Raw genomic sequence first — 14,797 nt, 5'->3', positions numbered from 1 at the left:
TTTAGGCTCAAAAGCGAGGTCCAAGACCGCTTCTCAGGCTTGGACCGGTCCCCATGACAGCTGGAATTACCCCTTCGAAATTATCTCACCAAAAAAGGCCAGTCCTCGCATTAATTGCTAGGACTGGTCCACTTAGGAGTTTAGAAATATGTGATGTCTGCTGTTGCTGCCTGATTGGTACTCCACTGAAAATAAAGAGCAACATCGCTAGGTTACTTTCAGCTACAAATTCTATTGTAGTCGTAAATTGGCGACACGTTAAGCCTCATCCGTCGTCATCAGCCACCGTAAAACGGTCTTACGCTTACTGGCAACAATGCGCCGCGGGTCCGATAAATATATTTCTTTATGCGCTAACGTCCGCCGTTTCAAGCCATGTTCGGTCGCATAGCTGGCCAGCTTGGCAAAGCTAGCGGGTTCATCGTCGTAACTGCCAAGGTGTAAGATTTGGAGACTCGGCCCATCCGTCAATGTTTCAAATTGCACTTCGGCATTATACGGATTGGGCTTTTTAGCACTGATACGTGCTAAATTTTCCTATGCTAAGGCCGGTGTCACAAAGTCTGGTTGCCGTAGCATAATTTTATATTGTAAATCAGCCTTATCAAACTGGCCGTCAGCGGCCACATCCGCCGGGTCTAACGTCCACAGTCCTTCTAGTGGAAAGACCGTATATTCATAATAGCCATCCGGCGTCAGCCCTTGTTTCGGCATCATCCGAATCCCATAAGCCATTGCGTACAAAGCCGCCGTCCGTTCCCCAAATTCGATATCATTGGGGTCCCCGTGACCACTAATCGTGTAGTAATTGAACGGGGGCACCGTGATGGGCGTCGGCGTTTGTGGTGGTAAATATAAAGCTTTAGCTTGTTTACGCCATTCATATTTCACGCCTTAAGCCCCCTTAAAAACCGGTATGGCGGTTATAGTAACTCATATACGCCCGGTGCAACACTGGGTCGACCGTAATCTTGGTGACACTCGTATTTTCAGGCTCTGGTAAGCTCATGGGATCTTGTGGTTGTAACACCGCTAAGGCCATCGCTTTGACCGTAAAGCCGTGGGTCACAACAATAATCTGGTCGTCGGGATGGGCAGCTGCCGTCGTCATCAAAAAGTCTTGTACCCGGGTCACCACTTGGTCAAACGTTTCCCCCGCGGTGGCAATTTCCACGTAGCTTGGTAACACATCTTGCAAGGCGGCATCGAAATATTGAGGATATTCCGCTTTTAAGGCATCATTCGCTTGCCCGTCCCATTGCCCGTATGAAATTTCTAATAAACGTTCATCCGTCGTCACTGGTAAGTCGCGCCCATGATTCAAAATAGCCGCCGTTGCCTTAGTGCGGTCGAGTGGGCTACAAATCAGCCGATCCGCAAAACTGATATCAAAAGTGGCGTGTAAGGCTTGGGCTTGGTGTTCCCCGACCGTATTTAAGTGCGTAATCACCGTATTGATAGTCCCTTGCTTTAAGTTTTGGGCGTTGGCCGTCGTCTGACCGTGCCGGACACAGTAAAAAGTTGTCATGGATAATCATGCCTCGCTTTTTTAAATTAATTATTTGTTAGAATGGAACTCGTTTTATTAATTATGCCACAGTTTTTTCTCATTTGCTGGCTTGACAAAACCGAGTGACCTTGATAAATTTAAGGCAACGAAATTTAAGGAGTGCTTATTATGACTATTAATCGTAATGCTAACTTAATCGTCTCCTCCTGGTCTACACACTCATCTGTGTTGGCCTAATTTCGCTTGGAAAATTAGCCTAGGCACGGATGTCAATCAACATTCGATGACCTGGGCTGGTATTAAACTGACACTTAACCGTCCTGGTGGTCGAATCGACTACTGGGGCGTTTTTTTATTGCAAAAAATCATTTAATTCGAAAGTGGGGAATTTTTTATGTCAACGTATAACTTTTCAGCTGGTCCGGCGGTCATGCCGGCGTCAGTCATCGCACAAATTCAAGCAGAACTACCTTCAATGCAAGGTTCCGGAATGAGTATCATGGAGATTTCCCACCGTTCCGCATTATTTGACCAAATTATTAATAACGCTGAACAGGACTTACGCGATTTAATGGCCATTCCTGATAATTACCGCGTGCTCTTTTTTCAAGGTGGCGGGACCCTGCAATTCACCGCAGCCCCGTTAAATCTGGCTACTAAGCATCACAATATCGGCCTCCTTGATAGTGGTCATTGGGCCAGTCGCGCCGCCGAAGAAGCGCGCCGCGTCGATACCCAAGTCGATATTTTAGCCAGTGCCGCAGCGACGCATTTTACCACGTTGCCCACATTAACGACGCCCGTCGATCAAACGCTTGACTATGTGCACTTAACGACGAACAACACCATTGAAGGCACGATGTACACTAAGCTCCCACAAACGGGCACAGTACCTTTAGTCGCCGATATGTCATCGAACTTTTTAGGCCAAACTTATGACGTGTCGGACTTCGGCATGATTTTTGCCGGTGCGCAGAAAAACTTAGGTCCCGCGGGGTTAACGATCGTCATCGTCCGCGACGACTTAATCGGGCACGCCCAACAACTGCCCAGTATGTTGGACTATCAACTCTTCGCCGACAAGCGCTCAATGTTTAACACGCCACCCGTCTTTGCCATCTACGCCGCGGGTCTAGTTTTAAAATGGCTCAAACAACAAGGCGGCTTAACCGCCATCCAAGCCCAAAATGAACAAAAAGCCGCACTCCTATACGACTTTTTAGATCAATCAACTTTATTTACGAACCAAGTTAAACCGGCCGACCGCTCGACGATGAACGTGCCGTTTGTCACTGGTAACCCCACATTAGACGCCCAAGTCATTGCCGGTGCCACTGAACAAGGCTTACTCAACTTAAAGGGCCATCGCCTAGTCGGTGGCATGCGGGCCAGCTTGTATAACGCCATGCCAATTGCTGGCGTCCAAGCACTCGTCGATTACTTAGCTACTTTTGAAAAGGCCCACACTAAAGGAGACTTGACTCATGTATCAAATTAAAACTTTCAACGCCATCGCCCCAGCCGGTTTAAACACGTTTACTAACAACTATCAGCTCAATCAGTCCGACCAGCCCGATGCGTACTTAATTCGTTCGGTCGACTTACATGACCATCAATTTCCCACATCGCTTAAAGTGATCGCCCGGGCTGGCGCGGGTGTCAATAATATTCCACTTGATACAGCCAACGCTAACGGCACAGCCGTTTTCAACACCCCCGGTAGTAATGCTAACGCCGTCAAAGAACTCGTGTTAGCATTATTAGTAATTGCGTCGCGAAACTTGATGGCCGCCGCCGATTATTCAGCGACGCACACCGAAGCGGATGTGTCACAACGCACCGAACATGATAAAACCAAATTTAACGGTACCGAATTATTAGGGAAGACTTTGGCTGTCGTGGGTTTAGGGCACGTCGGTTCATTAGTGGCGAATGCCGCGTTGAGCCTCGGGATGAACGTGATCGGTTATGATCCATATCTCTCCGCCGATGCCGCTTGGAATATTGCCAAACAAGTCCAACGTGCCACGACGTTAAAAATGGCAGTCAAAAACGCAGATTACGTCACCGTTCACGTACCTAAAAGTGAGGACACTTTGAATTTGATTGGCGCGCCGGAAATTACCGCGATGCCGAAAGATGTGCAACTATTCAATTATTCGCGTGGGGGCATCGTCGACAACGCGGCGGTATTAGCAGCCATTGATGATGGGCGTATCGCACACTATTACACCGATTTTGGTGAACCCCAGTTAGCGGACCAAGCTGCCGTGACCGTCACGCCACACATCGGTGGTTCTACGATTGAAGCCGAAGTTAATGGTGCCACCCAAGCTGCCCAAACAATCATGACTTACCTCGAGACTGGCAACGTCACCGCGGCCATTAACTTGCCAAATTTAACGGTGCCCTTCAATGCCGCTTATCGTTTCACGATTATTCACGAAAATGTCCCTAACATGGTGGGCCAAATTACCACGAAGCTCGCCGACGCGGGATTAAACATTGCCACCATGGCCAATGCCGCCAAGGGCCACCTCGCTTACACTATTATTGACGTCGATGATTTGGACCACGACAGCAGTCAATATTTAACTGACGCGTTAAATAAAATTCCGGCAGTCGCGCGCGTTCGACTGTTAATTCATCACTAAAGGATACTCGTATGGAAACTCAAGTTTTGCAACACCCGTCGGCCGAACAGCTCGACCAATTGATGTCAATCTGGTTAGCCGGCAATCTCGCCGCTCATCCGTTTGTCAAAGCGGAGTATTGGCGGCAACAAATCCCCGCCGTCCGCGCTGCTTTGCCCGCTGCCCAATTAATCGTCGCTACGACCAGTGATCAGATTTTAGGGTTTCTCGGCCTACAAGGCAACTACATCGCTGGTATTTTTGTACGGGCCGACGCCCAACAACAAGGAGTTGGCACCGCCTTACTCAATACCGCCAAAACTCAGCAAACTAAATTACAACTAGATGTCTACGTCGCCAACCGCGCCGCCGTGGCTTTTTATCATCACAGTGGTTTTCAAGTACATCGCCAAAGCATTGATAAAACAACGAACCAACCTGAATATAATATGCGTTGGCGCCGCTAACATATAAAAAACGTGATTAATCGGTTATTCACCGGATTAATCACGTTTTTTTAGTTGGCAGGTTTAATTTCCTTATTAATCGGCTAAGATTGATTTTAATCATCTTCTAATGTATTCTCATTTTTATATCATAAGCAAGTCTGGGGGGACTTTTATGAAATGGCAAACAATAGCTAAGGCTACCGCAGTTACGGTAACCACGGGGGTTTTATTAGCAGGATGTGGTAAAAGCAAATCTGCAAGTTCAGATAACGCCGGTAATACAACAAGTAGTATGGCGCAATCACAAGTCTTGAACTGGTCGGAAAACGGCCAAGATATTACGACTTTGGATTCATCGCTAGCAACCGATGTCATCAGTTCAACGATGATCAGCAACTCTGAAGAAGGCTTATACCGCATTGGGGCGCACAATAAAATTTTACCCGGAATCGCCACTAAGACGGTAGTTTCTGAGGATAAAAAGACGTATACCTTTACATTACGGCAAAACGCCAAATGGAGTAACGGTGATCCCGTGACCGCCCAAGACTTCGTTTATAGTTGGCGGCGGACCGTCAATCCAAAGACGGCCTCGCAATATGCATACATTTATTCCGGTATTAAAAATGCCGACCAGATTAGCGCTGGCAAAATGAATCCTGACACTTTAGGCATCAAAGCCGATGGCAAGTACAAATTAACCGTGACTTTGTCCAAACCAATGGAATACTTCAAGCTATTAATGGGTTTCGACGTGTTCTTCCCACAAGATCAAAAAGTGGTTCAAGAATACGGCAAAGATTATGGGACCACTTCCAGCAAGATGGTCTACGATGGGCCATTTAAGATGACCGGTTGGAAAGGCACCAACTCCACTTGGGCGCTGGTTCGCAACGACCATTACTGGGATAAAAAACACGTTTACTTGCAACGAATCAATGACCAAGATGTCAAATCAACCACGACTGGCTTCAACTTATTCCAAAGCGGCAAACTCGACATGGCCGTCTTATCCGGACAACAAGTTAAGAACGAAAAGAACAATTCCAAGCTCGTTATTCGTAAGACATCCCGTCTAAATTACTTAGAGTTCAACCAAAAGAAAGTACCCGCTTTAGCGAATACTAAGTTACGGCAAGCAATGTCATTAACTCTTGACCGTAAAGAACTCGTTAACAACGTGTTAGGCGATGGTTCTGTCGTACCCCATGGCTTCGTCACGAACGGCTTAGCGACTGACCCCACTACAGGTAAAGATTTCGCCACTGAAAATGCCGTTGCGCAATCAACGGCTTACGACAATGCCAAAGCGAAGAAACTCTGGGCGGAAGGCTTAAAGGAAGTCGGCAAGAAGAGTCTGACGTTAACCTTAACGCATGATGATACCGACCAAATGAAGGCCTTATCCGAATATGTCCAAGGTCAATTGACCAAAGAATTACCAGGCTTGAAGATTACGAGTATCGAATTACCATACAAGAACCGGCTGGCACGTGAAACGGCCGGCAACTTCGAACTTGTCATTTCTGCATGGCAAGCGGACTTCTCCGACCCAATTTCGGACTTAGGCATCATGACTACTGATAACTCTTACAACTTCGGTAAGTGGACCAATAGCGCCTACGATGCGGATGTCAAAACGGCTAACAACACCACTAATCAAACGACTCGTTGGAACGCGATGTCCGATGCCGAAAAGACAATTGGGACTGAAGAAGGCGACGCCCCATTATCACAAAACGTCATTGCGCAAATGTTAAATCCAAAGCTTAAAGGCCTCGTTTATAACACGGCCGGCTTAGATTACGACTTCAAGAGTGCTTACATGGCAAAATAAATTTTAATAAGTTTGATGCCCGTGCTACTAGCGCGGTGGCCGCAATTTCTGACCACCACGCTAGTAGTTTTTTGTGTAAATTAAAAAAATAATATTGATTTTAATCTGTTTTTAATGTATTCTCATTTTTGTACATAGATTGTTCTAGGGGGTTATACATATATGCAATGGAAAATAACTGCAACCGCCGTCGCTGTGACCGCAACGGTCGGCTTATTATTAACCGGGTGCGGCAGCAAAACAAGCTCATCGAGCAGTAGTAATGCTGGTAACACCACGAGTAAGATGGCAAGTACTCAGGTTTTGAATTGGTCCGAAAACGGCCAAGATATTACAACTTTGGACCCTTCATTAGCGACAGACGTCATTAGTGGCACGATGATCAGTAACTCGCAAGAAGGCCTCTATCGTTTAGGCACGAACAGCAAAGTGACACCGGGCATCGCCACCAGTACCAAAGTTTCTAAAGATAAAAAGACTTATACGTTCACGCTACGTAAGAATGCCAAATGGAGCAACGGCGATCAAGTCACCGCTAAAGACTTCGTTTATGGCTGGCGTCGCACGGTTAATCCTAAGACGGCTTCACAATATGCTTACTTATATTCCGGCATTAAAAACGCGGATAAAATCACCGCGGGTAAAAAGAAGCCGGCTACTTTGGGCATCAAAGCTGATGGCAAGTATAAGTTAACTGTCACCTTGGAAAAACCCATGCAATATTTCAAGTTACTGATGGGCTTCGTCGTCTTCTTCCCGCAAAATCAACATGCGGTCGAAAAATACGGGAAAGAATACGGGACGAGCTCTAGCAAGATGGTCTACGACGGCCCCTTCAAGATGACTGGCTGGAAAGGGACGAATTCAACTTGGGCGCTAGTTCGTAATAAGAATTATTGGGATAAAAAACACGTTTACTTAACCCGTATCAATGACCAAGTTGTTAAGTCGACTACCACCGCCTTCAACTTGTTCCAAAGCGGTAAATTGGATGAAGCGACCTTGTCCGGCCAACAAGTTAAAAATGAAAAGAACAATAGTAAACTCGTTATCCGCAAGTCGTCACGGTTGAACTACTTGGAATTCAACCAGAAGAAAGTGAAAGCCTTGGCGAACAAGAAGATTCGCCAAGCAATGTCCTTAACTTTGAATCGTAAACAACTCGTCAGTGACGTCTTAGGCGACGGTTCCGTGACCCCGAAAGGCTTTGTCACGAGTGGTTTAGCGACTGACCCAACAACTGGCAAAGACTTCGCCACTGAAAACACCGTCACTAGTTCCGTCACCCAGGATAACGCCAAAGCGAAAAAACTCTGGGCCGCTGGTTTGAAAGAACTCGGCAAAAAGAAGCTAACGTTAACTTTGACGCATGATGATACCGATCAAATGAAGTCCTTAGCCGAATACGTGCAAGGTCAGTTGGAAAAGGAACTGCCAGGACTGAAAGTTAACAGTGTCACAGTACCTTATAAGACCCGTATTTCCCGGGAAATTGCCGGTAACTTCCAACTCGTTATCTCCGCTTGGCAAGCCGACTTCGCCGACCCCATCTCGGACTTAGGCATCATGACATCGACTAACGATTACAACTTCGGTAAGTGGACCAACAGCACTTACGACCAAGCAATTAAGACCGCTAACAGCACGACCAGTACTAGCAAACGGTGGGCGGCACTATCTAAGGCAGAAAAGACGATTGGTGAAGATCAAGGGGTCGCCCCACTTTCACAAAACGTCATCGCCCAAATGGTCAATCCGAAGTTGAAAGGGCTCGTTTATAACACGGCCGGTATCAATTACAACTTCAAGAGTGCCTATATGGCGAAATAGTTCATACCATTAATACCAATTTAGCGTCTGAGAATCCTTGCTCAGACGCTTTTATTTGCGCCAAGTATGATAAAATTATCATACGATTATCGAAACTGATGGGCGTCTAAAGCTGATTAACCAACCTGGCACAATAATATATTTTTAGAATAACGGCTATGCCGTTTTCATGTTGACAAAATTATATCAACATTGTTTAATGAGAATTGAAACCCATTACAACTCGAATATTAGTTAACTTTGAAGGGAACGCGGCCAGCATGAATATTGAACTTTTCATCGCCCGACGCAAGGCACTTGGATTATCCCAAAAAGCCTTGTCAGACGGGATTTGTACGCAAGCAACGTTAAGTAAATTTGAAAACAACGGTAAGGCGCCAGCGATTCGTATTGTGGCGCAACTCTGTCAACGACTCCATTTACAATTGGAAGATGTTTTTCCAACTGAACGAGTCGCCGACGCCGCCGTTTTAAAAGAACTCGAAAAAATTGAATTCGATTTAATCACTAGCGAATATGACGATGCCGAAAAGCGGCTCAATCAAATCGCGGATTTACCACGGCATGACCAAGAAACCAAACTCCAGTATTGCTTCTTAAAAGGTTACGTTGCCGCCTTAAGCCAACGGCCAATCAGTGACGTTTTATTTAACTTTGACCAAATCATTACCGATTTAGATGAACAACACGCGACGATTTATACGCAATTAGCTTATTGCGGTACTGGTATTGCGTATCAAAATAATAATGAAAACGACAAGGCTCAGTACTATTTTGAAAAAGTGCGGCATGCCTTACCTGATTTATCCTTAGAAACCACGGCCAGCGTCTGGCGCGTCATCAACTTAGCATTTTACACCGGGAGTTTTTACGCCAGCATTCACGAAAATGACCAGAGCGAAAAGTTACTCGCGTACGCGGTTAAGATTTGTGCACAGTTCCACGTAACCTTCTATGTTGCGAAAGTGAAGTTTTTGCAAGCGCAATTAACGCAAGATGCAACAGCCCAACGCGAGTTATTAAGTGATGCGGCGGCTTTTGCCCGCATCAATAACAATCGTCAATTACTTAAGAAAATTTCAAGTTATTCAAATTCTCTTTAAGGCCCGGCATATTAATTGCAATTCCTTACTAAATCGCCTAAACTGCAAGTATCAAGTGGAATTGGTTTAGACGATAAGGAGGTCCTGTCTAATGTTATTAGCAGGTTTATTAGCGGCAGCTGGTCTAGCTGCCATTGCTGGCGTGGTTGCTGGTAATCGCGTTCCCGCAGCACAACCCGTTCGCATCAAACATGATGAACACACCGGCCAAAATCGTCGCTAATGTTCGCTGGCAATGATGCCATACTTAAAATATAACTATAAAAATAAATCGCTCACAAAATGAGATCAAAATCCCATTTTGTGAGCGATTTTTATTTTGGTTAAGCATGGCGAACCCGACGATATTCCCAGCCAAATAGACTGAGTAATAGCATCAAGCCGAGCAACATCGCTACAACTGCGGACTGTTCATCCGTTTGTGGCAAAGTTGGCTTCTTCGTAGTTGGTGTTTGGGGCGTCGCTGGCAGCATCACTGCTGCTTGAGCGACCGTCACCTGACGCGACTTAACCGATTGCGGTGTCGCTGGAATGGTGGCTGTCCGACGCGTTGTCTGAGCGGCCCCGTTCGTTGCAGGTACCACCGTATCATTGCTGTCTGGTCGTACCGGTGTCACCGTAATCTGATCATCATCATGATTAACTTGCAGGTGATCATCTTGTGGAACTGTTGGTGTTACGGGTTCCGTCGGCGTCTCTGGTTCCGTTGGTGTTTCGGGTTCCGTCGGCAGTGCCGTATTGGCCACCGTCAACTTCACCGTCAAGGCTGCTTCACTAATGGTCACTAGCTGCGCTTGACTATCTAGTTGATAGCCAGTCGGAGCGACCGTTTCAATTAATTGATATTGACTTAACACTAAGTTATTGAATGTCAATTGACCATCAACGCTGGTCATTCCAGTCGCTACCACCGTGCCATCGCTGGCAACCAGTTTAAAGCTGGCTCCGGCTAACCGGGCTTGGGTTTGACCATCGACTTTGACAATCGTTAACGTACCGGTCGCTGGTACCACCGGCTTCAACGTATCAACAAACGCTAAAGTCGCGGCGTAAGTGCCCGACTCACCAATCGTCACCATTTGCGGTTGACTATCCAGTAAATAGCCAGCCGGCGCAGCGGTTTCAGTTATGGTGTAGGTTCCTTGCGCAACCCCACTGAAGTTAGCTTGGCCCGTGGCGTCCGTCGTGGCCGTGGCAATGACTTGGCCATCGGCATCAGTCAACGTAAACGTTGCGCCTCGTAGCGCTTGTTTAGTCGTCCGGTCGAATTTAGTGACGGTAATCGTCCCCGTTTTAGCCGTATCTTTAAAGGTCAGCTGAGCGGCATAAGTCCCACTTTCGCCAATCGTAACGCTTTGGCTAACACTGTCTAGCAAATAACCCGTGGGCGCACTCGTTTCCGTCAAGGTGTAAACACCTTGTGCTAAGTCGTTGAAGGTTACCGTGCCACTGGCCGTTGTCGTTGCCGTAGCAATGACGTTACCCGTTGCATCAGTTAACGTAAAGGTTGCCCCAGTGAGAACATGCTTGGTGGCACGATCCGTCTTCGTTACCGTAATCGTCCCCGTTTTAGCGTGATCACTAAACGTCAGGTTGGCTAAGTAAGTGCTCGTTTCACCGATCGTAACAGTTTGCCGTTGACTATCAAGTTGATACCCAGCTGGTGCATTCGTTTCCGTTACCTGATAAGCACCTTGGGCCACATCATTAAAAATGGCGGTCCCCTGGGCATTCGTCGTAGCAGTTGCCACGACTTGACCCGTTGGCGTGGTCAACGTAAAGGTGGCGCCCGCTAAACCTTGTTGGTTGGCGGCATCGACTTTATTGACGATTATTTGGCCCGTTTTAGCGGTATCCGTAAACGTCAATTGTGCCGCGTACGTCCCAGTTTCACCAATCGTTACCATTTGGGTAACACTGTCGCGTAAATATCCCGCTGGTGCCACCGTTTCGGTCAAAGTATACGTGCCTTGGGCGATATCCTCGAACACCACTTGCCCGTTGGTTGACGTCACCTTGGTTGCGACCACTTCACCGGCCGCATTCGTCAAAGTAAAGGTCGCCCCCGCTAAAGCTTGGTGCGTCTTAGTATCGGTTTTAAGCACTTGGATTTGACCCGTCTTTAGCGTATCCGTGAACGTCAAAGTGGCCGCATAAGTCGTATTTTCACCAATCGTCACCATCTGTGTTGCCTGGTCAATTTGATAACCAGTCGGCGCCTTGGTTTCCGTTAAAGTATACGTCCCTTGCGCCACATTATCAAAGCTTACTTGACCGTTGTCCGTAGTAGTTTTAGTTGCCACCACTTGCCCGGCCGCATTCGTCAAGGTAAAGGTCGCCCCACTCAGCGCCTGTTGGGTCGCACGATCCGTTTTAGTAATCGTAATCTGACCGACTTTGGCAACGTTGGTCACGGTATACGTCGCTTGATAAGTGCCCGTTTCACCAATGTTAATTTCAATTGGCTGACCACTAATCAAGTAACCGGCTGGCGCTTGCATTTCCGTCAAGGTGTAATTACCTTGAGCCACTTGCTTAAAAGTCGCTTGACCAGTCGCGTCCGTGGTTGCTGTGGCCACCACCGTGCCGTCACTAGTCGTTAACGTGAACGTTGCCCCGCGCAAAGCTTGCCGTGTCGCCGCATCGGCCTTGTTGACGGTAATCGTTCCGGTTTTAGCCGTATTCGTAAATGAATATTGACCGTCATACGTGCCGGTTTCACCAATGACAACTGTTTGCGTCGCATTACTCAACTGGTAACCACTTGGCGCTTGCGTTTCGCGCAAGGTATACGTGCCTTGGGCTAAGCCGGTAAATTGGACTTGGCCGTTGGCATCAGTGACCCCACTAGCGACTACGGTACCACTGGCATTCGTTAAGGTGAAAGTTGCGCCACTCAACACTTGGTTCGTGGCTACATCGGTTTTCGTGACCGTCACTTTACCAGTTTTCGCCATATCCGTTACGTTTGCCGTAATCAATTTATTAGTCGCATTAGCGGCACTGATCACGATGGTATGCGCAGTTTCATCCAACTCATATCCCGCCGGCGCCGCAGTTTCAACTAACAAATAAGTTCCGGCGACTAAGTTTCCAACAATAAATTGGCCACTCGTATTCGTCGTCAAGTTTGTTTGTAAAACGGTGCCATCAGCATCACGTAATTCGTACGTCGCATTGGCTAAGACCCGTTGCGTTTGCGCATCGGTTTTGGTTACGACTAATTGGTAAATATCCGTCCCACCAGCCGTACCGCTACCACCATAAGTGATTTGGGCATTAACGGTCGTGGTGGCCGGGTCAATCACACCAGTATTGGGATTAGGTGTCCCATCCGCTGGCGTATAAGTGGCACTAGCACTATTCGTATAAATATTACTTTCTTGATCAATTGAAACGTAATAAGCGAACTCCACCGCCGCCGTCAATTCATCGAAGTGTAATGACAATTCATTACCATTCAAGTTCACGGTCACTTGTGGCGCGCTCACGCCAGCCGCATAAGTAAACGTATTGGTCTCGAAGTTAAACGTCCCTAACGTATTCGTCTTTACAAATGAACCATTGACGTAACTACCTAGTTGAATATCCATCGAGCCAAAATGCGTTTGGTATTGGCCCAAGTTATCAACGACAGTCACATTTTTCCAATCCGCATTCTTCATATTGGCGACAACATCCCAGGCAAAAACGGGTTGACCATTGTAAATCGTTTGCCAACCCGATTTATTAACGATGGCATCCGCATCACCCGCCGTAGTATCTGAGCCACGAACATTGAACGTTAACTGACCACCCCGTTGGACCATCGTGTTATCGGCATAGTAATCATTAAAAGTTAATGTACCACTCTGAGTACCTGCCGCCGCTGAAAAGTAGCCAACGATGTCGCCGTCCTTGGTCACTACCGCAATGTTTTCCGTTTTTTCGGTAAAAACGACATTACTAGGTAAGGTAACCGTCGCAGAATCACCGGCAGTCACTAACGCAGCATCCGGAATCGTCCAATGGTATGTCGCAACATAGCTGCTAAAACTACTTAACGCATCACTGGCACTGTAAACATTTCCGGCATTGTCTGTCACAGTCGCATCGTTGGCATCAACTCCACTAACCGCTAAGGCTTTGGCAGCCGCCGTCGCTAGTGCTTGCATTTTTGCAAAACTCATCGACCGCATTAATGTGCGCGTCTGGGTCGCAGTTACTGGCGTTACCGTTGACGAGCCTTTTTGACTAGTTACAGTCGCATCATACATCGTCGTCTGACTTTGTTTATTAGCAGCCACCGCATTGGCGGACTTGGCTTGCGCCTGGACTTGACTAGCAGATTGACGCGTGGCACTATCAGTCGTTTCAGTCGAGCTAGTGGCCGTTGGTTGGACCGTCGTATCGGTCGCCGACGAACTCACGGCACTCGCGGAACTAACTGATGTCGCCGTACTACTGGACGCAATTGCGCTACTACTAGCGCTAGCCGTGGCACTGCTACTTGTCGAACTGGCACTCGTGGCAACTGCACTACTTGAGCTAGTCGCCGCACCACTACTGACACTCACCGCGCTTGTACTTGCACTAGTGGCTGCCGACTGATTGCCACTACGTAACGTGACTTGTGACGCCGCTTTGGCAGCGCTGGTACTCGTCATCGTAGCAGCATCGGCCTTCGTTGTTGCCGTAGTACTACCATCATCAGCTTGTACCTTAGTCATATTGGCCGCTAACAATGTTAATAAAGTCGCGGTTCCGGCTAAGAACGCCTTAATTTGTTTTATTTGCATGCATTTCCCTCCCTTCTATCTAGGAGTTACAAAATTAGTTACTGCAAGCAACTAATCGTACCCCTTAATTATAAGCCACCTTCGCTACTTTCAACAATAACAATTATTTTAAAAAATTACTTATTATAGTAGGAAATACTAATAAATAAATATCAGGTGAAATTTGGCAAATAAATTGACTTGCAAACGCTATCGCATTTATACTTTTGGCCAGTAAGTAAGTTAGTAGGCATAACTGAGAGGAAAATGATTTTGGATCGTAAATTAATTATGATGAATGGGCGCCTATTTTTTGCGCTAATTACCGTTATTGGGGCCGCGTTGATTACTAACCAAGCTAACCCCGCCACGATGCACGTCACCTTACAACTTTATTTGATGGGCATGGTCATTTTAGGAATCGGCCTAGACATTTTCGGGCGACTTAAATTACAAGCCCTTGATACAGATGATAACGAAAACGAACATTAACTAACTAAACCGCGGTCTCTGAAACCAGAGACCGCGGTTTTTATGTTAGCAACGTTATTTCGCATAAATATTATTTATAATCGTTACATTACAATATTACTAAGACGCTTTTTTGGCATTTTTATATAAGTAAGGTAGATTGCAAATTTAATCCGAATTTTTGGACAAATTGTTCAGCATAACCTG

The 14,797-nt window shown here is 46.8% G+C and carries 12 protein-coding genes; 8 read left to right on the top strand and 4 right to left on the bottom strand.

Features of this window, described 5'->3' with window-relative positions; genetic code table 11:
• Positions 1 to 258: 258 nt before the first annotated feature.
• The 3 genes from DY78_RS16860 to DY78_RS10955 are packed head-to-tail and all read right to left on the bottom strand — an operon-like array spanning position 259 to position 1,528.
• A complete protein-coding gene (locus tag DY78_RS16860) occupies positions 259 to 522 on the bottom strand; it encodes a GyrI-like domain-containing protein (protein WP_338043900.1) in 264 nt (87 codons plus the stop codon).
• 15 nt (positions 523 to 537) lie between these two features.
• Positions 538 to 891, bottom strand: a complete 354-nt coding sequence (locus DY78_RS16855) for a hypothetical protein (protein ID WP_338043899.1) — start codon at positions 889 to 891, stop codon at positions 538 to 540.
• A gap of 13 nt (positions 892 to 904) precedes the next feature.
• Entirely contained in the window at positions 905 to 1,528 is a 624-nt protein-coding gene (locus DY78_RS10955; RefSeq protein ID WP_024625271.1) for a histidine phosphatase family protein, read from the bottom strand.
• Between the two features lie 376 nt (positions 1,529 to 1,904).
• Here DY78_RS10955 and serC point away from each other — a divergent pair, with 376 nt between their 5' ends.
• The 7 genes from serC (at position 1,905) to DY78_RS16805 (ending at position 9,585) form a co-directional block, all read left to right on the top strand.
• Entirely contained in the window at positions 1,905 to 3,008 is a 1,104-nt protein-coding gene (gene serC, locus DY78_RS10950) for a 3-phosphoserine/phosphohydroxythreonine transaminase (RefSeq protein WP_024625272.1), read from the top strand.
• Positions 2,995 to 4,164 (top strand): phosphoglycerate dehydrogenase, encoded by a 1,170-nt coding sequence (locus DY78_RS10945; protein WP_024625273.1) that lies wholly within the window; start codon positions 2,995 to 2,997, stop codon positions 4,162 to 4,164. The genes serC and DY78_RS10945 overlap by 14 nt, the downstream gene beginning before the upstream one ends.
• An 11-nt stretch (positions 4,165 to 4,175) precedes the next feature.
• Positions 4,176 to 4,610, top strand: a complete 435-nt coding sequence (locus tag DY78_RS10940) for a GNAT family N-acetyltransferase (RefSeq protein WP_024625274.1) — start codon at positions 4,176 to 4,178, stop codon at positions 4,608 to 4,610.
• A gap of 154 nt (positions 4,611 to 4,764) precedes the next feature.
• Positions 4,765 to 6,429 (top strand): peptide ABC transporter substrate-binding protein, encoded by a 1,665-nt coding sequence (locus tag DY78_RS10935; protein WP_024625275.1) that lies wholly within the window; start codon positions 4,765 to 4,767, stop codon positions 6,427 to 6,429.
• Between the two features lie 162 nt (positions 6,430 to 6,591).
• A complete protein-coding gene (locus DY78_RS10930) occupies positions 6,592 to 8,259 on the top strand; it encodes a peptide ABC transporter substrate-binding protein (protein WP_024625276.1) in 1,668 nt (555 codons plus the stop codon).
• Between the two features lie 260 nt (positions 8,260 to 8,519).
• Complete coding sequence (locus tag DY78_RS10925) at positions 8,520 to 9,362, top strand: helix-turn-helix domain-containing protein (RefSeq protein WP_024625277.1); 843 nt, start codon at positions 8,520 to 8,522, stop codon at positions 9,360 to 9,362.
• 91 nt (positions 9,363 to 9,453) lie between these two features.
• Positions 9,454 to 9,585: a hypothetical protein gene (locus tag DY78_RS16805; protein WP_268872505.1), complete on the top strand. Its 132-nt coding sequence runs from the start codon at positions 9,454 to 9,456 to the stop codon at positions 9,583 to 9,585.
• A 100-nt stretch (positions 9,586 to 9,685) separates the two neighbouring features.
• Here the strand turns inward: DY78_RS16805 and DY78_RS10920 are convergent, their stop codons facing one another.
• Positions 9,686 to 14,140: a SpaA isopeptide-forming pilin-related protein gene (locus tag DY78_RS10920; RefSeq protein ID WP_024625278.1), complete on the bottom strand. Its 4,455-nt coding sequence runs from the start codon at positions 14,138 to 14,140 to the stop codon at positions 9,686 to 9,688.
• Between the two features lie 252 nt (positions 14,141 to 14,392).
• Between DY78_RS10920 and DY78_RS10915 the strand changes: the two genes are divergently transcribed.
• Positions 14,393 to 14,611 carry a hypothetical protein gene (locus DY78_RS10915; protein WP_033613538.1) on the top strand — a complete coding sequence of 73 codons (219 nt, stop codon included), beginning with the start codon at positions 14,393 to 14,395 and terminating at the stop codon, positions 14,609 to 14,611.
• The last annotated feature ends 186 nt before the right edge of the window (positions 14,612 to 14,797 follow it).

Source organism: Lactiplantibacillus fabifermentans DSM 21115, assembly GCF_000498955.2.
Taxonomy (GTDB): Bacteria; Bacillota; Bacilli; order Lactobacillales; family Lactobacillaceae; genus Lactiplantibacillus; species Lactiplantibacillus fabifermentans.
This window is presented reverse-complemented; position numbering and strand designations above follow the sequence as displayed.